Below are 25,018 nucleotides of genomic sequence, written 5' to 3'. Positions count from 1 at the left end.
GTTTGTGGAAAAACGAACTTCCGTAAAAAGGAAAATCAAGCGCTGAATGCTTTGCGGTTCTTACCCCAAATTTGAATCTTTAGCAGCCAAAAAGGTTACAAACCATTAAAAAAGGAGCATCGATTAATAAGGGATGCCTATTTGTGATTACTCACAGGAAATAGATTGGTGCCGGGCAAACGAGCTGATATTTTTTGGGGAAACGGAGGCTGTAAATGGGTCGAATATAGGAAATATTAGCGGATTTTCGTATAAAAGCAGTGGAATTAAGGGGAGAAGCAATGGAAAGCCAACTTATATAATACATTATGGCAATTTTGCTTAGTGCCTACACAATTTATGCTTATGTTTTTAGATTTTATGCTTAAGATTTAGATTTCTATGCTTAAGTTTTTGGAGTTTATGATCAAGGTTTAAGTATTTATGCTTATGTATGCTTTAGATTTGGTATTCTTGCGTAAGTCATGAGAGGTATGCTGATTTATCAAGCAGTCTGCTTAAAACACTGTCAGTACATCTGATATTTTCTAGTCTAGAACATTGATTTTAAAGATGCAGCCCAAAGGCTTCTTAAACTCTAATTTAACAGCCCTTATTGGTAAATTTTCACCTGTCATGTTTTTACCCTTAGGTAAAACAATAAAAAGGAAAAAACTTTCACAGGAGGTTGTAAGAGTGAAAAAATATGTATTGATACTAACTGCTTTAGTTATGTGGCTTGCGTGCAATTATTCAGCTTCCGCATTCTATTCAAACGCTCGTTATAACTGGGGTTTCTCAAAGGGCAGAGACGGAAGGCCGGCAGAAGCCGGTAAAAAGATGGATGATATGCTGAGGAGACATGGTGCTGTATATAAGGGAGATATCACAAAGAAAGACATCTATTTGACCTTTGATAACGGCTATGAAAATGGATATACAGGGCAGATATTAGATGTACTGAAAAAGCATCAAGTGCCGGCAGCCTTTTTTGTGACAGGTCATTATCTGGAAACTGCGTCGGGATTAACTAAGCGAATGGTCAATGAGGGTCATATTGTGGGTAACCATTCCTGGTATCATCCAGATTTAACGACCAATTCCGATAAAGAAATCGCAAAAGAACTTAATTCAGTCAGAACAGAAACGGAACGGCTTACAGGGCAGAAAGGAATGGCATATTTGCGTCCTCCAAGAGGCGTTTTTAGTGAAAGAACCATGGCTGTCGCCAATCAACTTGGGTATAAGCATATTTTTTGGTCGCTTGCTTTTGTCGACTGGAACGTGGATGACCAAAAAGGTGCACAATATTCTTATATCAAAGTGATGAGCCAGATCCATCCAGGAGCCATCCTTCTGCTGCATACTATTTCAAAAGATAATGCCGATGCATTAGAAAGTATTATTGTGGATTTAAAAAAACAGGGATATACTTTTAAGTCGCTGGACGATCTCATGATCAGCCAAGAATTAAAGGATCCCATGTTATTTTAGGGTTGTGAAAGAATCCTAAAATTGAGGCGTCCTTTCCATGAACCTGCAAAAAATCAAGTTGACCATAAGCCTTTAACTTTACGCATACAGCTCCACTAAACTGTCATTCGCATTTGAGATCCGTAGTATATAAAGAAAAATAGTACAAAACATGCTATAATACGGGGAAAATGCCAAAGGATGAGTATCTGTGTGGACGGAATCTATTGACGTGATTGGACCTTATAATTTTGATTTAGTTTTAGACAGGCTGTCGAATGATCCTCTTCATGTGGTTGATTTTCATAATAGAAGTATCAAAGTTCCTATATTTTCTGGAACTATACCTATGGTCATACAGGTAGAGGCATTGGGAAGTACAGATGCCCCATCCTTCAGGCTCTCCGGATCGCTCGGTGAACATAAGGAAGCAGCGGTCGATCGGATTAAGGACATTTTTCAGTGGAATCTTCCTTTGGAACATATTCATAAGCACTTTGAAAGCACCATGTTAAAAGATATATTCTCAGAGCATCGGGGAACGCCGTTAATATTAGATTTCGACCCTTATGGCTGCCTGGTTAAATGTATCGTCCATCAGCAGCTTAATTTGTCATTTGCCTATACATTAACCGCCCAGTATGTGAAAACATATGGATTTGAAATGGATGGAGCCTGGTTTTACCCATTACCGGAAACGGCTGCCCGTTTAGAGGTCGAACAGCTTCGCGAACTGCAATTCAGCACTCGAAAAGCGGAATATTTAATTGGGCTTTCACAACTAATTGTTAATAAGGAGCTGGACCTCGAAGAACTGAAGGGACAGTCAGACACAGAGATTATTGACACACTTGTGAAAGTAAGAGGAATCGGCCGCTGGACTGCAGAGAATTTCCTGCTGTTTGGCCTTGGAAGACCGAATCTTTTTCCGGTGGCAGACATTGGAATTCAGAATGCTCTCAAGAAATTATATAAATTAGAACAAAAGCCGACAAAAGAAGAAATGGAAGTCTTTAGCCAAAACTGGGACCCATATTTAAGCTATGCTTCTCTTTATTTATGGAGAAGTATTGATAAACGGAGTGAGAAATAAGTGAAACAGCAAGAAGCAAAGCTTGAGACGGGACAAACCTTTCCTTTGACTATCAAACGCCTCGGAATTAATGGAGAAGGGGTAGGTTATTTTAAAAGGCAGGTTGTTTTTGTACATGGAGCCATTCCTGGGGAAGAAGTCATAGCCGAAGCAACCAACATTTTGCCAAAATTCGCTGAGGCAAAGATCAAAAAAATTCGCAAACCATCTGAGCATCGAGCTGAACCGCCCTGCCCAGTCTATTATGAATGCGGTGGCTGTCAGCTACAGCACATCACCTATGAAAGGCAGCTGCATGAAAAGCGGGATATCGTTATTCAAGCTCTGGAAAGACATACTAGGTTTACTATACCAGGCATGGATATCAGGCCGACCATTGGAATGGACCATCCCTGGCATTATCGGAATAAAAGTCAATTCCAAGTTGGAACGAATCCAAACGGACAGGTTATCGCGGGCCTCTATGCTCTCAACACTCACCGTTTGATTGATATTCCAGAATGTATCGTACAGCATCCAAAAAGTAACCGAGCGACAAGGACCGTAAAGAAAATTATTGCGAAACTGCAAATCCCTGTTTATAACGAACGCAAGAAAAAAGGGGTAGTCAGAACGATTGTGACCCGGGTGGGCTTTGAAACGGGTGAACTCCAGGTAGTCATAATAACAGCTGCGGAAGCTCTTCCGCATAAAGAAGAGCTTATTACTCAGATCAAAAAACAGCTCCCAGAGGTTAAATCCGTAATCCAAAATATCAATTCGAAAAATACATCCTTAATTTTCGGTGAAAAGTCGATTCATTTGGCAGGCGAAAATGTAATAAGAGAGACATTAGGAGATATGTCTTATGAACTGTCTGCCCGGACTTTCTTCCAGTTGAATCCTGTTCAAACTGTTAAAATGTACGATGAAGTGAAAAAAGCAGCTTCTCTAACCGGGAAAGAACGAGTCGTAGATGCTTATTGCGGTGTCGGAACCATTGGGTTATGGCTGGCGGATGGCGCTAAAGAAATCCGTGGAATGGATATCATAAAAGAATCTATTCTGGATGCGAAGAAAAATGCAGCCCGCCATGGAGTGAAACATGCACAATATGAAGTAGGAAAAGCAGAAGATATCCTGCCTAAATGGTCCAAAGAAGGCTGGAATTCGGACGTTATGGTGGTCGATCCGCCGAGATCAGGGCTTGACGATAAACTCCTTCAAACCATTATAAAAGTGAAGCCGAAAAAAATCGTCTATGTATCCTGTAATCCTTCGACGCTTGCGAAGAACCTGGAGTTTTTAAGTAAATTCTATAAGATTGAATATATACAGCCCGTTGATATGTTTCCTCAGACAGCACAGGTTGAGTGCGTCGTACAACTCTTATTAAAGATGTAAAGCCAAAATAAACTCCTGACATTCATAACAAACCCTTGCCATAATCAAAACAAAGTCTTGATATTGCTGTGGAAAAAGTGTGGATAAACAGGTTTGAAAAGAATGAGGACAAAGAGGGTGGGAACAGGATTCCCATCCTTTTTTGTGTCTTTAATGACCGAATAAAATCGGAAATAAAGCAGTGGAAATACTGATAAATCAACGCTTGAATGAAAGCGAGAGGGATTCTAAGAACCCCAAAAGCCTGAAAAAAGAGCGTAATAAAGCAGGAGAAAAAGGCAGGAAGAAAAGCAGGAGAAATACCATAACTTTATTTTCAAAATAAAAAAGTTGTGGCAGAAAAAAGAGAGAAGAAAATCGTGGGAAAGAGTGATTTGTGCATGACTTTATTTTAATGGGAGTAATTTGGATGGCGTAATGATGCGGGTTGAGGCTTGGTAGAGTAGCAGGACTTTATTTTCATTGAACAAAAGAGATAACCCCAATGTTTATCAAAAAAAGACCCTGTTTTCGTAAAAGTTTTTACGAAAACAGGGTCTTTTTCTTGTCCAATCCATGTTCTGTCTGTTATTTCCTGTTTTTCATTTGTACTAAGGTTTTTTTATAGCTTGCTTAATAGTGTTTTATACCTATCTTAATGTGCCTACTAGGCTAATTTATCCACTATTTTATAGTATTCAAATAATTCAAACTATTCATGATATTTATTTACTATCAATCTATAATAAAGTGAATGGAAATTGATGGGAGGACTAAAATAATGAAGAAAAAGTTTATTGTGCCTGTAATTCTGTCGTCAGTAATGATGTCAGGTTCTATCCAAGTTAGTAGTGTATTAGCGCAGCCGGTTAATTCGAGCGTAGTAAGTAGTGGACAAGCTTCTAAGGAGTGGAATGAGAAAGCTAGTGTTCCTGTATTTCTGAAGGAGCGGTTTGCAGAGAAATTCTCTTCCAGCACCGCTGCCAATGCATTAAATTATTTGAAGAAAAAACAGGAAAAAACTGGACTTAGTGACCCGGAGAAAAAATTAAAAGTGAAAAATGTTCAAAAAGATGAACTGGGTATGACTCACGTCCGATTTAATCAGTCAGTAAATGGAGTGAACGTAGAAGGTTCCGAGGTTGTTGTACATTTTGATAAGAATAATGAAGTCGTATCCGTCAACGGAAGAATAAATGAAACGATTACCGATGATGCAGTAAACACGACTACCTCTTTAAGCAGTAATGCTGCACTAAAGACGGCATTATCCTCAGTCAATGCACCCGAAGAGCTGACATATGAGCCAACTTCTGAGCTTGTTGTCCTTCCTTTTGAAGGGAAAAATTATACAGCTTATAAAGTGAATGTTAACTTCATGGGAGATGAGCCTGGAAACTGGTTTGTCTTTGTGGATGCAAAAACGGGGGAAGTAATTGATAAGTATAATGGGTTAATGCATGCGGATGAAATGAAAACACAGAAAGGTTCCGGAAAAGGTGTACATGGCGAACATAGGGAATTACATATTACCAAAGTGAAGGAACCGAATTCTGGAACCCAGTTTGCGTTAGCAGATTACGCTCATGAGAACCTTGGCGGCATCGAAACGTATGATGCTAAAAATGATAACACCGCTAGTAACGATACTCTCTATGTGGGGAATTCTGCTGCATTCATCAGCGACTATGATCGGGCGGCTGTCGATGCACACTATAATTCCGAAAAAGTTTATGATTATTTTCTAAATGAACATGGCCGCAATTCCCTTGATGGAAATGGAATGGCGATCATTTCTAAAGTACACTATGGTACCAATTACAACAATGCTTCCTGGAATGGGCGTTGGATGACCTATGGCGATGGTGACGGTATATTCATGACTTCTCTATCAGCTGGTCTTGACGTTGCTGCCCACGAGATGACTCATGGTGTCATCACTCATTCAGCAAATTTAGTATACCGCAATCAATCTGGAGCACTAAATGAATCGTTTGCTGACGTCTTTGGTGCACTCGTTGACGATAGTGATTGGGAAATGGGTGAGGATATTATGGCACCGGCTGCTAAAGCTGACGGTGTAACAGTATTGCGCAGCTTAAGTAAACCAAACAGTGTTGTCGTCAGCAACGAGCAAAGAAGGGCGTATAGTACTAATGGCGGAGTCTATCCAGACCACATGGACGAGTTTTATAACATGCCAACTTCGGTAGATGGCGGCGGAGTCCATGTTAACTCCTCCATTACAAACCATGCCGCATACTTGATTGGACAAGAACTTGGAAGGGAAAAATTAGGAAAAATTTACTATCGTGCTTTAACTGTTTATTTAACCTCTAATTCCGATTTTAGCGACGCACGTCAGGCTATTGTGCAATCTGCAATCGATATTTATGGTGAAGGCAGCGAGGAAGAGGCTGCAGTTCAGTCTGGATTTGATTCGGTGGGAATATACTAATTATTTCAGATTGCCTGCAAGAAAATTTTTAGCTGATAATATGTGAATATTGAAGTACGTTTTAGGCTCCCTCAGACTTAGAGTTTGAGGGATTTTTTGTTATGGACTCACCAGCATTTTATTGTGTTGCCACATACACTTTGAACGGGTGGAAAGTGTCACACAGCTTGTTTTAAAACAATAACTTTCGAATAAAATAAAAAAGCAGATTATAAAAAGTTGTGCATAAGATGTGGGCAGCTTTGTAAGGGAAAAACCTTTTCATTTTCCATGTTCTTGTGCATAACTTTTTTTATTTTATGGGTTTGTTATGTGAAAGGCTTGCACTCTCCGTACAGTAAAAGCTGAATCTTCAGAAGAGGGATAAAAGATAAAAAACTCACCTTTTGTATCTTTGATGAGCCTGCTAAATTACTAACTCATTCATTTATGTATTATTGCTGCAACACCTCACTTGCTCCAATAAAAGTAGAATGCCTATAAGTTCTGTAAAAGTACTATTGGTTAGTACCTTATGTATTGGATATTACTTGAATGATTTTACTTTAAATGAATGCAACCTGCTTCTTCATTTGCAGACCAGTCATTATACCAAGCCCGGCGGCTTATCCAGCCAGGTTTTTTTGCTTTTGTAAGAAATAAAAATGAAGAAACATTATGAGGCTATTAGGCATAATATACTAATTATTACAATGTTCATAATCTTTATTTAAAACTTGTTGACAAATCTTATGGGTATGGTAGGATTAATTTCAATAGTTAATTCCCACCTAAAAACTAGGCTATAAATGAAAATCAACTAAACTTATATATTCTTATCTAGAGAGGCTGAGGGACTGGTCCTTTGACGCCCGGCAACCTGCTAAGCAAGGTGCCAATTCCAGCAAAATGTGAATTGTTTTGAGAGATAAGGTTCGTGCAAATAAGTGCGCCTTTCTCATCCGGGGAAAGGTGCTTTTTTAAGGTCTTAATTAGTTTAGGCTCTTTGCCCCTTAATAGATTAAAAAGGCAAAAAGGAGGCGGGCAGTTCTGAAACCATCTGAATGGGAAGAGTTAGCAGCTCATATTGAGCGAATGCTTGCCGAAGTGAAATACGGTTCCATTACTTTAGTGATCCAAGATGGCAAAGTGATTCAAATTGAGAAAAACGAAAAGGTTCGTCTTCAACCGAATAAAACCAGCTGACTAGACAAACTAGAGGCGGTCTTTACCTAATATAGGTAGAAGACTGCCTTTTTTAGATTAATAAAAGTGAAAAGGTGCAGCTAAAGGCATCATAAACGAAAAGGAGCACTGCGAATATGACAGTACCTGCATTAAATGGATTGCAAACCATACTTGAGAGCTTTGAGGCCGATAACGAAACTAAGGGAGCAAGAAATGTACTGGAATGGGCTTATAGCCATTTTGAATCAGATAAAATTGTGTATGCTTCCAGCTTCGGTGCGGAAGCCATTGTATTGATTGATTTAATTCATCAAGTGAAGCCTGATGCACATATCGTATTTCTTGATACTGGCCTGCACTTCCCGGAAACATATGAAGTTATTAATCAAATAGAAGCCCGGTTCCCGACTTTACAGATTGAGAGAAAACTGCCTGCATTAACACTGGATGAGCAGGCAGCCCAGCATGGAACAGCACTTTGGAAACGCGAGCCTAACAGCTGCTGCAATATCCGAAAGGTAATTCCGTTAAGAGAAACCTTATCTACAAAAGAAGCCTGGATTTCCGGACTTCGCAGAGAACAGTCCCCTACAAGGGCTGCTACAGAATTTCTTAATGAGGACGGGAAGTTTAATAATATTAAGATATGTCCGCTTATCCACTGGACGTGGGATGAAGTATGGAACTATATCAGAGAAAAAGATCTGCCTTATAACGCGCTGCACGATCATGGATATCCAAGTATAGGATGCTTCCCTTGTACTCAAGCTGTTGGAGCTGACGGAGACAGCAGGGCTGGGCGCTGGACTGGAACGGGAAAAACGGAATGCGGCCTGCATACTAGATAAAGGGGGATGAAATTATGCTCATAATCTTTGCTGTTTCCGTTGGATTGTTTTTTGCAATGAATATAGGAGCCAGCGGTGCAGCGGCTTCCATGGGAATATCCTATGGAGCAGGAGTGATCAAGAAGCCTTTGACTGCATTGATCCTGTGTGGAATAGCCGTGTTCTTTGGAGCCTGGCTCGGGGGCGGCGAGGTCGTTAAAACGATAGGAAATGGCATTGTTCCCAAACATACATTTACTACAGCCATCGCTCTTATTGTACTGACATCGGCTGCGCTGTCGTTATTTTTGGCTAATGTTTTCGGCATTCCTCTTTCCACCAGCGAAGTAACAGTAGGTTCAGTGATAGGAGCCGGAATGGTTTATCAATCAGTTTATGCAAGCAAGCTGGCATGGATTTTCATGTTCTGGCTGCTGACACCCATTGCGGCTTTCTTTATTGCCATTTTGGCAGCAACGCTTTTAAAAAGCCGGTTGGTTAAAGTATGGGTGGAAGCTCCGGGGGCAGCACGTGTTCTTTCTGTACTAGTGGTTCTGATGGGTTTGTTTGAAGCCTTTTCAGCAGGGATGAATAATGTCGCAAATGCTGTAGGGCCGCTGGTTGGGGCAAACTTGATCACTACAAGCAGCGGAATACTATGGGGAGGATTATTTGTATCATTAGGAGCCATTTTCCTGGGGAGAAGAGTGCTCGAAACAAACGGAAAAAAAATCACTACTCTCCGGCTTGAAGAAGGGTGCATTATTTCAGGTACAGGAGCAGGAATCGTTACAGCTGCTTCGATTTTTGGAATTCCGGTACCTTTAACCCAGATAACAACCTCTTCCATAGTAGGAATTGGTTTTGCCAAGCATGGTAAAGAAGTGCTTAAAAAAGATATTGTGATCAAACTGCTAGCGGTATGGATTGTATCGCCGGTTTTATCCATGGTGCTTTCTTTCACAATCATTCAATTAATTATTGAAAAGAATATATATCCTATTATCGTCATGATTGGAGTCCTTATCTCCGTATTTGGTATTAAGTTTTTAATGAAAAAGCCATCCGAGACAGGAAAAATACTTCTTTCTGAAGAACATTAAAATTTTTTTATTAAGAAAGGTTGATCATTGATGTCATTGCCAAACCCTCATGGAGGAAAGCTTGTTTCCGCCTATAATCCTTCATATAATTTAACGGAAGCTCAAAAGGAAATTGCAATAGATGCTGTAGCCTATAGTGATTTGGAATTAATCGGCGTAGGCCTCTTCAGTCCGCTCGAAGGTTTTCTTGGAAAACAAGATTATGAATCTGTAGTGGAAACTATGAGACTATCAAATGGCACTGTCTGGTCTATTCCTGTTACACTCCCAGTTTCAGCTGAAACAGCTGCCGGTCTTGAAATCGGAGAAACGATTAAACTTTCCTATAAGGAAGAAGCGGTAGGTGTAATCACCGTTTCTGAAATATACGAACCGGATCTTAGCAAAGAAGCCCGTGAAGTATATAAAACAGAAGAGATTGCCCATCCGGGTGTTAAACGCCTGTTTGAACGAGGATCTTTCTATGTTGCGGGAAAAGTCACCCTTATTAAAAAATCTGACAAGGGTGTAGCAAGCGATGTTTGGTTTGAGCCTGAGCATACTCGTGCTTTATTTACAGAAAAAGGCTGGAAAACAGTGGTTGGATTTCAAACGAGGAATCCGGTACATCGTGCTCATGAATACATTCAAAAAGCAGCGCTTGAAACCGTTGACGGCCTTTTCCTGAATCCGCTTGTTGGAGAAACTAAATCAGATGATATTCCTGCTGATATAAGACTTGAAAGCTATCGCGTTCTTTTAGACAATTATTACCCAGCGGAAAGAGTTCAGCTTGGAGTCTACCCGGCAGCTATGAGATATGCTGGGCCGCGGGAGGCCATTTTTCATGCGATCGCCCGAAAAAATTTCGGCTGTACACATTTTATAGTTGGGCGTGACCACGCTGGAGTCGGTGATTATTATGGAACATATGATGCTCAGTATATATTCAATGAGTTTACAGAAGAGGAACTTGGTATAAAACCTTTATTTTTTGAACACAGCTTTTATTGCAATGCGTGTGAGGGAATGGCTTCTAATAAGACCTGCCCGCATGGGAAAGAAGATCGTGTGATTCTATCAGGTACAAAGGTTCGTGAATTGCTGCGTGCAGGAGAACTGCCGCCATCCACATTCAGCCGCAAGGAAGTAGTCGAAGTATTAATTAAAGGACTAAAAGACAAAGCAACTGTTTAGGAGGATCGTGATGACAAAAGCAACGAATATAACCTGGCACGAAGCCTCAATTACTAAAGAAGACCGCCGCATCCAAAATGGGCACGGCAGCTGTGTATTATGGTTTACAGGATTATCAGGCTCTGGAAAGTCTACTATTGCAAATGCTTTTTCAAGCTATATGTACCAGCAGGGAATTAACGAATACGTACTTGATGGAGATAATATAAGACATGGCTTAAATCGAGATCTTGGATTTACAGATGCTGACCGGACAGAAAATATCCGGCGCATCGGTGAAGTGGCCAAGCTGTTTGTCGATAGCGGCAAAGTAGTTACAACCGCTTTTATCTCTCCTTTCCGTTCAGACCGGGATCAGGTGAGAGCCCTCTTTGAAAACGGCGAGTTTATTGAAGTGTTTGTGGATTGTCCCTTAGATGAATGCGAAAGACGTGATCCAAAGCAGCTATATGCTAAGGCGCGCAGAGGTGAGATCAAAGATTTCACTGGAATTGATTCACCTTACGAAGCTCCGGAAAATCCTGAAATTACATTGCGTTCTGATCAGCTGACCATAGAGCAGGCCGTATTGGCGATCTCTGACTATCTTCGTAAGCAGAACATTTTTTAATAAAACGCCCAGCTTTCCAGTTATTACAGAGCTGGCAGGCAGGCATACTTAGAATAGCCGGGTCTTGATCAGAAGCTGATAGAGCTGGAATACTTGAACCTCACTGAGGCAAGACTGCTGTTTTTAGGATGCTTCATTAGTTTGATTCATGTATACTTGAAATCATAAACATACTTTTAATGGGATATCAGCGCTTCGTAAACAATAGCGTTGGTATCCCTTATGCATACGAGAAAGGGTGGCAATGAGATGGCTGGTAAAGTTTATTTAGTGGGAGCAGGACCAGGGGACCCGGATTTAATTACCGTAAAAGGACTGCGCTGCCTGCAGGAGGCAGATGTGATTCTTTATGACCGTCTTGTTAATCCTGAACTGCTTAAGCATGCGAAAAAAGAAGCCCAGCTCATTTATTGCGGCAAGCTGCCTCATTATCACACTATGAAGCAAGAGACGATCAATGCTTTTCTCATTAAATACGCCAAAAAGGGGAGTATTGTGGTCCGTTTAAAAGGCGGAGACCCTTTTGTGTTCGGGCGCGGAGGTGAGGAAGCAGAAGAGTGCAGGAATCATGATGTAGAATTTGAAATTGTTCCGGGAATAACTGCAGGAATTGCAGCACCGGCTTATGCTGGCATTCCTGTTACTCACAGGACGCTAAGCAAAAGCTTTGCATTTGTAACGGGCCATCAGGCCGGGGATGAGGAAGCGGAACATCAATGGGCCCACCTGGCCCATGCTGTTGATACGATATGTGTATACATGGGAGTTTCCCATCTGCCTAATATCATTAAGCATCTGCTCCAAAATGGAAAATCACCGCAAACCCCAATTGCATTGGTCCACTGGGGAACACTGGGCGGCCAGCATACGGTTGCAGGGACGCTTGAGACCATTGAAACGAAAGTAAAAGAGGCTGGCATAGCCAATCCAAGCATGATGGTTATCGGAGAGGTTGTCCGCCTGCACCATAAACTTCACTGGTTTGATGAAGAGATTGCTCCTCATCTTCCGGTCATTCACGGCTAATAAAAGGAGGCGTCAGATTGAAAGCTATTCTTTATGTGGGCCATGGCACACGGTCAAAAAAAGGAGCAGAAGAAGCAAATCAGTTTATCCAGAGAGTGATGGATCAGGTAGAGGTTCCCATTCAAGAGATTAGTTTTTTAGAGCTGACTCCTCCGTTAATTTCCAAAGGATTTGAACGCTGTATAGAAAGAGGCGCAACGGAAATATCCGTTGTGCCGCTTTTCCTTTTAGCAGCCGGGCATATAAAGCTTGATATACCGGAAGCACTTGCACCTCTCATTCATAAATACCCAGCCGTCCGTGTTTCTATGGCAGATCCTTTTGGAATTCAGGACCGTATACTGGACGGAATTTGCGAGCTGGTTCAAACTTCAGCTGGCAGCATTTCTCCAGCGGATTCTATACTCATTGTCGGCCGAGGAAGCAGCGACCCGGCTATTCATCAAAGCTTTGAAAAGATTACTAGTGGAATTCAGGACAGGCTCAGTGTAAATGAAACCAGAGTGTGCTATTTGGCTGCAGCAGAACCTTCATTTCAGGATGGCATAGAGAGTATAAGCTTAGAAAGCCCTGGCCGGGTTATCGTGATTCCATATCTGCTGTTTTCTGGTCTGCTTTTAAATGAGATAAATATAGAAGTAAAAAAGAGGCAGAAGAAGGGGCAGGATATTCTTCATACAGGCCCCCTCTGCCGCCATCAGGCTATTTCCGATATTGTAATTGAACGTACCTTTCTTGAGGGAGGGACCGTATATGCAGCCGCTGATTATTGATTTGTCAGGTAAGAAGGTGGTCATTGCGGGAGGCGGGCGTATCGCTGCCAGAAAAGCAAGAGTCCTTGAACAGGAACAGGCTGACATTATTTTTATTGCACCGGAATTTTCAGAAGAAGTGCTTGAGCTTTCCCGCGAGAATGGCTGCTCACTGATCCAGCGTAAAGCGGTACCAGAAGACTTTGACCAGGCAATGCTTGTGATTCTGGCTACAAATGACCGCAGCGCAAACAGCGCCCTCGCCAGTTCACTCCCCCCGCATCAGCTGGTTTGTGTAGTAGACGAATCAGGTGAAGGGAATGTTAACTTTCCGGCAACTGTAAGACGAGGACATCTGCAGGTAGCAGTTACTTCAAACGGGTCAAGTCCCAAGCTAACTCGGAAACTAAAAAAAGAATTGGATGCACAGTTTGATACTTCATGGGAACCATACACCGCTTTTTTAGGGACCTGCCGTACATTAATTAAAGATCTGCCTGTTTCTTTTGATGAAAAGCAAGAACTGTTATGGCAGCTTCTGGAGGACGAGTATAGGACGAATATTCAGGCTCAAACTGTTATGTTGAAAAAGCTAGAGCTTTATAGAATGAAACTGATGAATGAGTAAATAAATTGGGGACTTCAAGAAGGAGGCCCCAATTTTCATGGATTCTAATTTTATACTTGAACTTTAAAAAGTAAGGAACAATTAGTTCTATACCATGGCAGCCGTTAAACCAGTAATCCGCATTAGCTCGAGGATAAAATCATCAGCTTTAAACAAAAGTATAAACTATTAGACTAATCCCAGTATTAATAGCATAAGCATAAAACTTTAACACATAAGCATAAAGTTCAAAAACTAAAGCATAAATGCAACAGAGACAAGCCTAGTTGTGCTATACTCCTTAAAATCCTCAACTGATGCTTTATTACTCCGAAAAAATGGATACATTTCTTTACCCGTAAAACCATCGCGGTCTTACAGCCGCTTTAATAAATATAGACGGCGGCTCATTATTCATGAAATAAATCAAAGAGGACAATCTCTCAGATTTATTCCTTTGTATTTAAAAACTTATAAATGGCAGAGAAGTCATCCTTACTGTAGCCAAATTGTTTAGCTAACCCGTAAATTTCCTTTGTGACATTTGCAATAGGAAGGGAAACCTGATGTTCGTAGGCTGCCTGCGACACGAGCTGTAAATCCTTCTGCAGATGTTCAAGCGGGAACTCAGCTCCATAGTCACCATACAGGAGTTTGTCTCTTTTGCTGTTTAGAAAAGGGGCTGCTGTAACTCCGCCAAGCAGAGTATTCATAACCGTCTCTTTATCTAGCCCCATTGATTCTCCAAGTGTCAGGGCTTCTGAAAAGGCTGCCATTGATTGCGCAAGCATGAGGTTAACCACTAATTTCATAGAAGAGCCTTTTCCATTTTCCCCTTGATGCTGGATGGCTTTACCCATCAATTCCATCATTGGCCTTGCTTCTTCCAAATCTTCTTTATTTCCCCCGACGAGGAACACCAATTCACCCTTTTCAGCCGGAATTTTCGAACCGGCAACCGGGGCATCTAAGAAACGGATGTGGCGTCTCGATGCTTCCTCTGCCATTTTTCGTGTAAAGGATGGATCTACTGTACTGCAATCCACCCATAGCCTGCCTTCTGGAAACTCATCTAAAAACCCATCTTTTCCAAGGGCAGCAGACTCTACTACCTGAGGATTTGCAAGCATGGTAAAAATGATATCAGCCTGCTGTGCAACCTGCCGGGGGGAGTCGGCCCAAATGGCGCCTTCCTTTAAAAGAGGATCTGCTTTAGCCTTTGAACGATTATATAAGATCACCTTATAACCGTTCTTAAGTAGATTATTTGCCATACGGCTGCCCATAATGCCGAGACCGATAAATCCAATCATCTAATAACCTCCGTTAACATATTATAAACATGTATATTCATTTTCCTGCCTGTGTCTATTTTCTGATAAAATCCAGGGTTCTGGCAAAAGAAAAGCATTTTTAAAAGCCCCTCCTAATAAAGGAGAGGCTCAAAAAAGAGCGCCTTTGCTACATTTCTCCCTGGGATTCAGCCCAGTCAGAATATAATCCGCTGCCATTGCACCCTGAGCAGTCATACACGTTAGAATAATAAAACTCATTTGGAGAATAGGAATTAAAACCACGTCCCCGGCAGTCAGGGCAGGAGCCTGAGGCCTGCATTTCAGATAAAAACTTCTCATGTCTTGCATTGTTCCATTCAGAGAATTTACTTAACAATCCCACTGTACTCACCTCTGCTTTTTTCCTTATTATGTGAAAAAAGGTGTTATTTTATCATTCGTTTGATATATTTTATGTCGAAAATACAAGAATCATCACGGCTTGAATGGAGACGAGGCAAGCATTTTATCTTAAAAATATTTAAAAGGCTGCTATCAAAACATGAAACTTAATTTCTTCTAACTCGTCTTTATAGTAAAGAGAATATTTTGAAATAAATAGGGTAATTAGAAAATACAGGAATGAATGATTTTGCCAGTCTCATATGATATTAAGAGCTTGATAATAGGAGGATCGATTTTGAAAAAATGGCTAACTGTGATCATTGTGATAACTAGTTTAATGATGCCAACTGTCTCGACGGCTGCATCATCAACTGAAAAACAAACCACATACTTTAATTTTGCAGGAACAAACAGCAAGGGAGTTTATGTGAAAGCCGATTACATTCAATGGTTCAGAGGAGAACGTGCCAATAAGGAAGCTTACAAGGATAAAGCCTGCTACTGGGACAGGGGCAAATGCTATGCAATGGATGATTACTACATCCGAAACGTAAACCCAAAAATCCGTACTCTTCCGGTTGCAAAAAACGCAGTGATCACAATGGTAACTTACCAAATAGAGAAAACCTATGATATTAAGAAGCAAAAAATATCTCTTTCTACCTTTAAAAAAGAAATGAAAAAGCCGCGATTCCGCGATATCCCTTTCCATATTGAATTGAAAAACGGAACGATCATTAAGATTACAGAACAATATATCCCTTAAGCTGTGAAAGCATATCCAACAGGCTATGCTTTTTCTTTTTGCCTGGAAAGACTGTCTTTAAATAACAGCCGTTTTTTATTACAATAAGTTTATAGAATATTTAAAAAATAAGGTGGTAGCTATGAAACTGAATGAGTTAGACCTCTTTCCATATCCGTTTCACGATGATGTATACCGCTATTCGAATAACTCAGTCCTAATGGATAAGCCCAGCAGTGTTGAAATAACACCGAATTACCTTGAGGAAATCAATCTCAAACGGAAGCTTTTAGGGAGTTCCCCGGCTCGGTGCTTTCAATCCCTGCCTTATGCTAAAAAAGCTCAATGGGAGGTTCTTGAGATAGTTGCCCAGCAGCTTGCAGACAGCTATCCTGATAAGTTTTCCTTAGACAAAAAGGGAAAGAACTGGGTTTTTTGCAACACTTTATTAAATGAGAATCATAGTTTCATTATAGGGGATGATTCGACTCTTCCACATGAACCATTGGATTTTATCGGAAGGCATGTGCAGGAAGATTTAATTTTAATGATGCAGCGCGATGGAGATTTATATTTAGATGCAGGGCAGCTTTGCTTTCCAGCCAATTGGTCGCTTGCCTTTAACCTAGGAATGAAATTTAAGGAAATCCATAATCCTATACCAGGTTTTAAGGAAGAGAAACTGGATGATAGAATTCTAGGTTTCCTATTGAGAGTTGAAGCGGGAAACCCCTGGCAAAGAAAAAATTGGTCCTTGATGGCAGGAAACAGAATGGACACGTCTCTTGAAACTTATGATCAGTGGGGAAAGGACAGGAAAAAGGTAACCCGTGAAAATGCTGGTGAATTTGTCTATCTTCGTGTAGAAGTACAGAAAATATTGCGGATGCCGCGGACCAACGGAATTCTTTTTACCATACATACGTATCTGCTTTCTTTAGATGAATTCTGCCAAAATAGAAAATGGCTCGAGCAATTTTATTCTATTCTTTCTGAACTTCCAGAATATATTGCAGAGTATAAAGGGCTCTCCATGTATAAGGACCAGGTTTTACAATATTTGAAAGACAAAATGAAAAGAGGAGACTGAGCGTGAAACAGGAATCAGGGGATACACCAATGGCTGCCTTCATTCCCGGCAAACGGAAATATTTGTTCTGTTTCGATGAAATAGGGATGTCTCTCTTGGAAAAAATCATGGCAGACATCAGGGCAAAAGATATTCCCTTTGAGATCTTTCACTTTTCACACCAAGAGAGTGCCTTACCGGCTTGGTTATCTTCTCAGAAAATGGGATGTTACCTGTACATAGCTGTGAGCCGGAAGTATCTATATCAAATAATGTGCCTTGCAGAAGCAGCCGGGTTTTCAGAAGAAGAAGTTCAGCTCATAGGATATGGTGACAAAGAAATTCATTTATTTTGCTGTCGCTGCCACAGCATTACTGAATTGGCCGCAGCGGCAAATAAACACGCTGAACAACTATGCAGCTGCTGTGGTTTGCTGCTGACAGTTTCAAGCCATTACTCTCCTTTACGAAATGCATATCTCGGATATCCTGCCATTATTTAAGAAAGGGGAGCGGAATGTATAAAGAAAATACGATTCCTGTAGTGGTTAAGACTATTCAGATAGAGACTCCGTTTGTTAAACGTTTTACACTGACAGCGGAGAATGGATATATTCTTCCGGGTTTTAGCGGCGGTTCCCATATAACTGCTTATATAGAAGGCAGTGAAGGCTTGCTTGAGAGAGCATATTCCTTAACAAGTTATGGAGACAATAATGAAAGCTATGAGATTTCTATTCATTTAAGCGAAACATCCAGAGGGAGTTCTAGTTACTGGCACAGGCACATGAAAATCGGAGATAAGCTTCGTATCAGTTATCCAAAGAATTATTTTCAGTTAAGCTACAGGGCAAAGCATCATGTGTTCTATGCTGCTGGGATCGGAATTACGCCCTTTTTGTCTATGATGGCTGAGCTATGTGAAAGAGGAGCGTCGTTTGAACTTCATTATGCCGCCAAATCAAGGGAATTCTGTGCATTTTATCACCTTTTAAGATCCAAATTTCCGAGGCAGTGCCATTTTTACTTTTCTTGCGAAAAAGCTCCGAAAAAGCTCACCTATGAGTCACTGCAACATCATCCTATAGGGACACACGTTTACTTTTGCGGTCCTGAATCGTTTATTTCGTCCTTTAAGGATGCAGCCATTGCGCTTGGGTATCCATACTCAAGTGTACATTATGAGCGGTTTACTGCAAGATCTTCTAAATCTGCCGCTCCCTTTCTTATTGAGCTGCTGAATGGGGAAACCATTCCTGTATCTAAAGAACAAACCCTTCTGGAAGCGCTTCTTGAAAAAGGAATGAAAGTACCTTATTCATGCAGGGCGGGACGATGCGGAACCTGTGAGCTAAAGGTGTTAAAAGGCGAAATAGATCATTACGACGAATTTTTAAGCGATGAACAGAGAAATTCCAATTCTGTTATCTTATCCTGTGTATCAAGAGCTAAATCGGAAAAGCTTTTGCTAGAATATGGATGAAAAAGGGCATCAAAGAACCTCTGTTAGCAATACATGAATAAGTGTCTTTTCTAGTTGTAGAAGAAACGAATGCCAGCATCTCGAAAATAGAGGGAACGTAAGTGTCATTTTTTTAGATATATGCGGCTTTATTACAAATGCACGCCTGTGTGTGAAGTTGGTCTTCAGTCGGTAAATAAGCCTCAAGTCTTAGCATATTTTACATTTATGGGTCTATAGAAAAGTTGGCTGAAATCGTGTATCTTTAAAGATATACAGGATTTCCCTTATTTTTTTATGATATGAATTGAAACTCTTGCCGCATTGACACGTATTCATATGAAAAGAGTTTATGACAGGAGTCGATTACATGAACCGGATTTTAACTGTATTTGCTGCAATGTTCCTTGCCTTACCGACTGCGGCCGCTGGGTTGTTAATCAGTTTTTTTGCCTTTGAACAAACCTTTCTTTTGTCCATTGCCATTTCTCTTATATTGGGAGTTTCCGCCTTTTTCTTAAGCGCTGCTGTGTTTAAAATCCGTTACTTAAGAAAACACGGACTTACAAGGAAAGAATATCAGTATATTGAAAAAAACCTTGATGAAGCTAAACGAAAAATCTTCCGCTTGAATAAAGCGCTCGTAATGATTCGGCATATTCCTTCTATAAGACAGAGAATAGATCTTATTCGAATCACCAGGAAAATATATAGCCTGACAAAAAAGGAACCAAAACGATTTTACCTGGCCAATGAATTCTATTTTTCGCATTTGGATTCTGCCGTTGAATTGACAGAAAGATATAACTTTCTATCCGCCCAGCCCATAAAGAATGCTGAAATCGAGCATTCTCTTTTGGAAACCCGGCGGACAATTGATGAGTTAAGTCATTCTATTGAAAAAGATTTATACCAAATTCTTTCTGAGGATGTTAACCAGCTTCAATTCGAGTTAGATGTGGCCAAGCATACAATAAAGACAGCACATGATACACCTTGATATGGGAGAAAGCAGGTGATTACTTGAACGGCAAAAATAAATCCCTGTTAGATACTAATGGGCTCTTCCCGGAGAGAAGAGCTTTCCCTCATGAGGAGAATCAAACACAAAATGAAATAACTCAACAAGCAGATACCGGTATGCTTGAAGAACAAATTAAAATAGGAAATCATCAGAGTGTCCTCTCATTTGGGCTTTCTGTTCAGTCAGAACTAGTGACAATTTCTAATGCGATGCTAAGAAATGTACAGAAAAAGGATATTGGTGAGATCGGGGATATTATAGCTGAACTGATGAATAAGCTGAGTGAGGTAGATCCGAAAGAACTGAAGCTTGTGCAGCCGTCCTTTTTTGCCCGCCTGCTGGGCAGGAAATCCCCCTCCATTGAGGAAGTTTTATCTAGATTTCAAAAAGCTAGTGCTGCCATAGATAGACTGAGTATTAAGTTAGATCGCGGCAAAGAGGTTCTTCTTACCGAATTTAAAGCTCTTGAAAAGCTCTATGAGAGTAACGAGGAGTATTTTAACAAACTTAATGTATATATTACAGCCGGCGAGACAAAACTGAATGAGCTTATTGGTCGAACGATGCCGAGTCTTCACTCTTCAGCGGAAAATACGGACGACCCCATGAAGAAACAAGAAGCCAGCGGTCTGGTCCAATTTGCTGAACTGCTGGATAAGCGCCTCTATGACTTGAAAATCAGCCGGGAACTTACGATTCAGAGCGCCGCCCAAATCCGGATGATTCAGCATTCAAATCAAGTGCTGGCGGAGAAAATTCAGTCCTCCATCATGACTATTATTCCCCTATGGAAGAACCAGATTTCCACAACGGTATCTCTGTTAAGGCAGCTTTATTCATCAGAGGCACAAAAAAGGGCGGTAAATACTCTTAAAGATGGCTCTCTTAGTGTTCATTCCTTAAAAAATATTCACGAAAACTTATTATTCCAGCTTAAAGAAACTCTGCTCGTTCAGGAGGATGAGAGAACCAGACTTAACAAGGCTGAAATGGAGCTGGCTTCTCTGGATAAAGGACTGAATGAAAAGCATTCCTTTATGTGAGCTCTTGCATGGCTGGAGAATAAAAATTTTAACCCAAGAAACACGTTCACTGGACGTGTTTTTCTTTTCCCTTCACCGAAGGCCTCTTAATAGCATAGTGACCTGCCAAGAATCTAAGGGATCCTGCTGCATAAATTCAGCAGGCACACGGCTGCTGGATAACATGCTATTATTAATAGAGAGGGGTTTGCTAAGTTTCCCTTAACTGAAGTCTATTTGAAAACGAGGTTGAATTTATGTTTAGAAAATATATAACATTTCAAAAAGCTACAGGGATATCTCCTTATATATGGACTGTTCTTTGCATACTGCCTTTCTATTTTATTTTTCAATCGGCCTCCACTATTAAAATTGTTGTCGGGATTTTACTGACTGTTATCTTTTTTATTTTATACCGCATTGCTTTCATATCTAAAGGCTGGCCGGTTTATTTGTGGACCCTGATACTCATCGCTATTTCCATTACCTCGACAAGTCTTTTCAGTTATGTCTATTTTGCTTTTTTTCTTGCGTATTTTATTGGCAATATAAAAGAACGCATCGCCTTTTTTACTCTTTATTTTATTCATTTGATCAGTACCTCTGTTTCAATAAATTACAGTATTGTTCTCCGAGATGAGCTTTTTTTAAAACAGCTCCCGTTCGTTATAGTGGCTTGGATTAGTGTAATCCTGATGCCATTCAGTATCTATAACCGCAAAGAGCGTGGACAGCTGGAGGTAAAGCTGGAGGATGCTAACAAACGTATTTCAGAGCTCTCTAAATTGGAGGAACGTGAAAGAATTGCCCGTGATCTTCATGATACTCTGGGGCAGAAGCTGTCTCTCATAGGATTAAAAAGTGATTTAGCGAGAAAATTATTAAATAAAGATCCTGAACAGGCCCGGACTGAATTGAAAGATGTACAGCAGACCGCAAGAACGGCATTAAATGAGGTTCGAAAGATGGTATCTTCTATGAGGGGTATCAGATTAAAAGAGGAGATCGTCCGTATTCAGCAAATACTCAAAGCAGCAGAAATTGACTTCGTGCTTAAGCAGGAACGCCCTTTGACAAAAACGTCGCTTCTGACAGAAAATATCCTCAGCATGTGTTTGAAAGAAGCAGTCAATAATGTAGTAAAACACAGCGGTGCTACGTCCTGCTTCATTTCGATTGAACAAGCCTGGGATGAAATTGTGATAACGGTAAGAGACAACGGAGAATTTAAGGACACAGAAGATAATCTGCCCAAAGGGTACGGCTTGATCGGGATGAAAGAAAGGCTGGAATTTGTTAATGGCAGTCTTACCATTAAGACGAACGAAGGAACGACGCTAATCATAAAAGTACCGAATGACTCAAAGCAAACAGATAGGGAGGAGCTTTCATGATTACCATAGTTATTGCCGAAGATCAGCAAATGCTTTTGGGTGCTTTAGGTTCACTGCTGAATTTGGAAGATGATATGAAAGTAGTGGGAAAGGCGGGTAATGGAGTAGAAGCCGTTTCTCTTGTAAAGACATTAAAGCCGGATGTATGTATTATGGATATTGAAATGCCAGGAAAAACAGGGTTAGAAGCAGCTGAAGATCTTAAAGAGGCTGGCTGCAAAGTGATCATCCTGACAACTTTTGCAAGATCAGGCTATTTTCAGCGTGCACTTAAAGCGGGTGTGAGCGGGTATCTTTTAAAGGACAGCCCCAGTGAAGAACTTGCAAGCTCCATTCGTTCGATTACGGCGGGCAAACGGATTTATGCTCCCGAACTAATGGATGATGTTTATGGGGAAGAAAACCCTTTGACTGACCGGGAAAAGGCAGTCCTTGAATTAGTAGCAGATGGAAAAAACACAAAGGAAATAGCAGATGAGCTTAGGATAAAAACCGGTACGGTCCGTAACTATATCTCTACCATACTGGATAAGCTTGAAGTAAAAAACAGGATTGAAGCGATTACTCAATCCAAAGAAAAAGGCTGGTTTAAATAAGACGAAGCCAGCAGGCTTCTTTTTTCAAATGAAAGACACGTAAGGATCAAAGAAATTCAAAAGGAGGATGGTGCGGACCATGTATCATATTGAACAATATCAAGATGGAGAATATCAAATTTATAAATTAACAGATTCTAATTGTAATTCTTGGCTGAAGGTAGCCCCTGAAAGAGGAGGACTTATTATTGGGTTTGGGGTGGAAGGTGAAGAATTATTATTCCTTAACAAAGATACCTTTCATAATCCCGATGTAAACGTAAGAGGAGGAATTCCCATTCTTTTCCCGATTTCTGGTCAGTTAAACAGCGGCCAGTATGAGTGGAACGGGAAAACTTATCATATGAATAATCATGGTGTTGCCCGAAATTATCCGTGGGAAGTGGTTCAAACAAATACAGAGAATGAAGCATCCATTTGTTTAAAACTCAGCAGTAGTGAAGAAATGAAGAAGTCATTTCCATTTGACTTTGAAGTGGTGTTCACTTACACCTTAAAGGGTCATACACTAACCATCACACAGGAATATCAGAACCAATCGGACACCAGCATGCCTATCTACGCAGGGTTTCATCCTTATTTCTGGACAAAGCAGAAAGATTTACATTATACTACCGATGCACAGCACTATTTTGACTACAATGATTTGAAAATGCATTCTATTACAGAATCAATAGACCTGTCAGATAAAAAGGAATCCTTAGCTTTAATCGATTCTAACAACCGTGAAATAAGTTTCGAGCTGCCAGAAGCGCATAAATATGTAACGATGCAATATGGACCCGAATTTAAATACATATATTTATGGTCGGAAGCTGACCAGGATTTCGTATGTGTTGAGCCCTGGATGGCAAGAACCGGAGAATTGCACCGCAAACAAGAATTAGTAGAAGTAGGTTCCCATGAATCTCTAAAAACATTTTTAAAAGTTTCAGTTCGCTGATTTTACTTTTTGTCTCTGCCATTTCTACGTTACAGCGATACAGCTTGCTGATTTAGGAGTCCGATTATCGGTAGATTCCTTAATCTGTTTAACGGTCATTTCAAGTCTATTTATTAAGCTCTTTTCTCATCTCTCTGTCCAATGTGCAGGTATGGGAATAAGAGTTTTTTTTGTAGGAAAGAATAAAATTCAGGAGTTGATAACATGTTCTTTCTATTAAATTTGTTAGGTGTATTTGTGGTCGTTTGTCTAGTATTCCTCTGTTCACCTAATAAGAAAAAAGTAAAATGGAAATCCATTATTGTATTATTGGCGGTTGAAGCACTCATTACCTGGTTTATGCTGGGAACCCGAATAGGAAGCTGGGTTATTAACCAGATTGCAGCATTTTTCACATGGCTTATTTCTTGTGCTTCACAAGGGATATCATTCGTTTTTCCTTCTGCAATGGCTAATGAAAATATTGACTTCTTTTTCAGCGCATTAATGCCTATTATTTTCATCATCACATTCTTTGATATATTATCGTATTTTGGAATATTAACCTGGCTTATTGATAAAGTAGGATGGGTGATATCAAAGATATCCGGACTGCCAAAACTTGAGAGCTTTTTCTCCATTCAGATGATGTTTCTTGGAAATACCGAAGCTCTGGCCGTCATCCGTCAGCAGTTATCTGTATTAAAAGAACATCGGCTGCTCACTTTCGGAATTATGAGTATGAGCAGTATCAGCGGATCCATCATTGGTGCCTATCTATCCATGGTTCCGGCCCAGTATGTATTTGCAGCTATTCCATTAAATTGTTTAAATGCACTATTACTAGCAAGCATCCTAAATCCCGGTGATGTGAGTAAAGAAGAAGATATTGTTTATGTACCGCCGAAAGAGGAAAGAAAAGACTTTTTTTCAACCATTTCCAATAGTATGCTGGTTGGAATCAACATGGTTATTGTTATAGCGGCCATGGTGATCGGATATGTGGCCCTGACAGCAGCGCTCAATGGTATATTGGGATTCTTTATAAATGGTTTAACCATCCAAAAGATTTTCTCTATAATCTTCAGCCCGTTTGCTTATCTGCTTGGATTATCCGGCAGTGATGCATTATATGTAGCCCAGTTAATGGGGATCAAGTTAACTACAAATGAATTTGTAGCTATGCTGGATCTGAAGGATCGCATTCAGGACCTCGACGAGCATACAATAGCTGTAGCTGTTACGTTCTTAACTTCCTTCGCTAACTTTAGTACAGTGGGTATGATTTATGGAACGTACAATTCCATATTAAGTGAAGAGAAATCTGGCATTATCGGAAAAAATGTATGGAAGCTTTTAGTTAGTGGTATCGGTGTATCACTGCTAAGTGCAATGATAGTGGGATTATTCGTGTGGTAGGATACGCCATAAGACCGGCTCCGAAAGTGAGGAGCCGGTCTTATATTTTTTGA

24 protein-coding genes and 1 riboswitch are annotated in these 25,018 nt (G+C 40.5%); of the genes, 22 read left to right on the top strand and 2 right to left on the bottom strand.

What is annotated here, in order from left to right; translation table 11 throughout:
• Window positions 1-675 precede the first annotated feature (675 nt).
• The 12 genes from pdaA (at window position 676) to JOC77_RS14785 (ending at window position 13,654) form a co-directional block, all read left to right on the top strand.
• Window positions 676-1,473, top strand: a complete 798-nt coding sequence (gene pdaA, locus JOC77_RS14840) for a delta-lactam-biosynthetic de-N-acetylase (RefSeq protein ID WP_377337209.1) — start codon at window positions 676-678, stop codon at window positions 1,471-1,473.
• A gap of 190 nt (window positions 1,474-1,663) precedes the next feature.
• Window positions 1,664-2,545 carry a DNA glycosylase family protein gene (locus JOC77_RS14835; protein ID WP_204544514.1) on the top strand — a complete coding sequence of 294 codons (882 nt, stop codon included), beginning with the start codon at window positions 1,664-1,666 and terminating at the stop codon, window positions 2,543-2,545.
• Entirely contained in the window at window positions 2,546-3,928 is a 1,383-nt protein-coding gene (gene rlmD / locus JOC77_RS14830) for a 23S rRNA (uracil(1939)-C(5))-methyltransferase RlmD (RefSeq protein WP_204544513.1), read from the top strand.
• A gap of 760 nt (window positions 3,929-4,688) precedes the next feature.
• Complete coding sequence (locus JOC77_RS14825; protein WP_204544512.1) at window positions 4,689-6,365, top strand: M4 family metallopeptidase; 1,677 nt, start codon at window positions 4,689-4,691, stop codon at window positions 6,363-6,365.
• A gap of 812 nt (window positions 6,366-7,177) precedes the next feature.
• Window positions 7,178-7,279: riboswitch (SAM riboswitch) on the top strand.
• A gap of 160 nt (window positions 7,280-7,439) precedes the next feature.
• Complete coding sequence (locus JOC77_RS14820) at window positions 7,440-7,550, top strand: YezD family protein (RefSeq protein ID WP_204544510.1); 111 nt, start codon at window positions 7,440-7,442, stop codon at window positions 7,548-7,550.
• Window positions 7,551-7,666: 116 nt separating this feature from the next.
• The gene (locus JOC77_RS14815; RefSeq protein ID WP_204544508.1) at window positions 7,667-8,380 is read left to right on the top strand and encodes a phosphoadenylyl-sulfate reductase; all 714 of its coding nucleotides are present in this window, start codon (window positions 7,667-7,669) and stop codon (window positions 8,378-8,380) included.
• 14 nt (window positions 8,381-8,394) lie between these two features.
• On the top strand, window positions 8,395-9,462 hold the full coding sequence (locus JOC77_RS14810) for an inorganic phosphate transporter (RefSeq protein WP_204544506.1): 1,068 nt from the start codon (window positions 8,395-8,397) through the stop codon (window positions 9,460-9,462).
• Window positions 9,463-9,492: 30 nt separating this feature from the next.
• Entirely contained in the window at window positions 9,493-10,638 is a 1,146-nt protein-coding gene (gene sat / locus JOC77_RS14805) for a sulfate adenylyltransferase (RefSeq protein WP_204544504.1), read from the top strand.
• Window positions 10,639-10,648: 10 nt separating this feature from the next.
• Window positions 10,649-11,248, top strand: a complete 600-nt coding sequence (gene cysC, locus JOC77_RS14800; protein ID WP_204544502.1) for an adenylyl-sulfate kinase — start codon at window positions 10,649-10,651, stop codon at window positions 11,246-11,248.
• Window positions 11,249-11,497: 249 nt separating this feature from the next.
• Window positions 11,498-12,274, top strand: a complete 777-nt coding sequence (cobA, locus tag JOC77_RS14795; RefSeq protein WP_204544500.1) for a uroporphyrinogen-III C-methyltransferase — start codon at window positions 11,498-11,500, stop codon at window positions 12,272-12,274.
• Between the two features lie 17 nt (window positions 12,275-12,291).
• Complete coding sequence (locus JOC77_RS14790; RefSeq protein ID WP_204544498.1) at window positions 12,292-13,047, top strand: sirohydrochlorin chelatase; 756 nt, start codon at window positions 12,292-12,294, stop codon at window positions 13,045-13,047.
• Window positions 13,028-13,654 (top strand): precorrin-2 dehydrogenase/sirohydrochlorin ferrochelatase family protein, encoded by a 627-nt coding sequence (locus tag JOC77_RS14785; RefSeq protein ID WP_204544496.1) that lies wholly within the window; start codon window positions 13,028-13,030, stop codon window positions 13,652-13,654. The genes JOC77_RS14790 and JOC77_RS14785 overlap by 20 nt, the downstream gene beginning before the upstream one ends.
• Window positions 13,655-14,082: 428 nt before the next feature.
• Here the strand turns inward: JOC77_RS14785 and JOC77_RS14780 are convergent, their stop codons facing one another.
• Both JOC77_RS14780 and JOC77_RS14775 read right to left on the bottom strand, forming a co-directional pair.
• Complete coding sequence (locus tag JOC77_RS14780) at window positions 14,083-14,946, bottom strand: NAD(P)-dependent oxidoreductase (protein WP_204544494.1); 864 nt, start codon at window positions 14,944-14,946, stop codon at window positions 14,083-14,085.
• A gap of 148 nt (window positions 14,947-15,094) precedes the next feature.
• On the bottom strand, window positions 15,095-15,319 hold the full coding sequence (locus JOC77_RS14775) for a methionine aminopeptidase (protein ID WP_239558784.1): 225 nt from the start codon (window positions 15,317-15,319) through the stop codon (window positions 15,095-15,097).
• 288 nt (window positions 15,320-15,607) lie between these two features.
• On the opposite strand from JOC77_RS14775, the gene JOC77_RS14770 reads away from it, so the two are divergent.
• The 10 genes from JOC77_RS14770 to JOC77_RS14725 all read left to right on the top strand — a co-directional run bounded on the left by JOC77_RS14770 (window position 15,608) and on the right by JOC77_RS14725 (window position 24,965).
• The gene (locus tag JOC77_RS14770) at window positions 15,608-16,078 is read left to right on the top strand and encodes a hypothetical protein (protein WP_204544492.1); all 471 of its coding nucleotides are present in this window, start codon (window positions 15,608-15,610) and stop codon (window positions 16,076-16,078) included.
• Window positions 16,079-16,199: 121 nt separating this feature from the next.
• A complete protein-coding gene (locus JOC77_RS14765) occupies window positions 16,200-17,147 on the top strand; it encodes a heme-dependent oxidative N-demethylase family protein (protein WP_204544490.1) in 948 nt (315 codons plus the stop codon).
• A 2-nt stretch (window positions 17,148-17,149) separates the two neighbouring features.
• Entirely contained in the window at window positions 17,150-17,629 is a 480-nt protein-coding gene (locus tag JOC77_RS14760; protein ID WP_204544488.1) for a hypothetical protein, read from the top strand.
• A 14-nt stretch (window positions 17,630-17,643) separates the two neighbouring features.
• Complete coding sequence (locus tag JOC77_RS14755) at window positions 17,644-18,609, top strand: PDR/VanB family oxidoreductase (RefSeq protein ID WP_204544486.1); 966 nt, start codon at window positions 17,644-17,646, stop codon at window positions 18,607-18,609.
• 349 nt (window positions 18,610-18,958) lie between these two features.
• Entirely contained in the window at window positions 18,959-19,588 is a 630-nt protein-coding gene (locus tag JOC77_RS14750) for a 5-bromo-4-chloroindolyl phosphate hydrolysis family protein (RefSeq protein ID WP_204544484.1), read from the top strand.
• A gap of 23 nt (window positions 19,589-19,611) precedes the next feature.
• Window positions 19,612-20,655, top strand: a complete 1,044-nt coding sequence (locus JOC77_RS14745) for a toxic anion resistance protein (RefSeq protein WP_204544482.1) — start codon at window positions 19,612-19,614, stop codon at window positions 20,653-20,655.
• 236 nt (window positions 20,656-20,891) lie between these two features.
• Window positions 20,892-22,028 carry a sensor histidine kinase gene (locus JOC77_RS14740; RefSeq protein ID WP_204544480.1) on the top strand — a complete coding sequence of 379 codons (1,137 nt, stop codon included), beginning with the start codon at window positions 20,892-20,894 and terminating at the stop codon, window positions 22,026-22,028.
• Window positions 22,025-22,624 carry a response regulator transcription factor gene (locus tag JOC77_RS14735; RefSeq protein ID WP_204544478.1) on the top strand — a complete coding sequence of 200 codons (600 nt, stop codon included), beginning with the start codon at window positions 22,025-22,027 and terminating at the stop codon, window positions 22,622-22,624. The genes JOC77_RS14740 and JOC77_RS14735 overlap by 4 nt, the downstream gene beginning before the upstream one ends.
• Before the next feature lie 79 nt (window positions 22,625-22,703).
• Window positions 22,704-23,567: an aldose epimerase family protein gene (locus tag JOC77_RS14730; protein ID WP_204544476.1), complete on the top strand. Its 864-nt coding sequence runs from the start codon at window positions 22,704-22,706 to the stop codon at window positions 23,565-23,567.
• 204 nt (window positions 23,568-23,771) lie between these two features.
• Window positions 23,772-24,965 (top strand): nucleoside transporter C-terminal domain-containing protein, encoded by a 1,194-nt coding sequence (locus tag JOC77_RS14725; protein WP_204544474.1) that lies wholly within the window; start codon window positions 23,772-23,774, stop codon window positions 24,963-24,965.
• Window positions 24,966-25,018: the final 53 nt, after the last annotated feature.

The sequence above is a fragment of the Peribacillus deserti genome (assembly GCF_016909175.1).
Taxonomy (GTDB): domain Bacteria; phylum Bacillota; class Bacilli; order Bacillales; family DSM-1321; genus Paraperibacillus; species Paraperibacillus deserti.
Note: the sequence above shows the minus strand (reverse complement) of the source record. Positions and strands in the feature narration are given on the sequence as shown.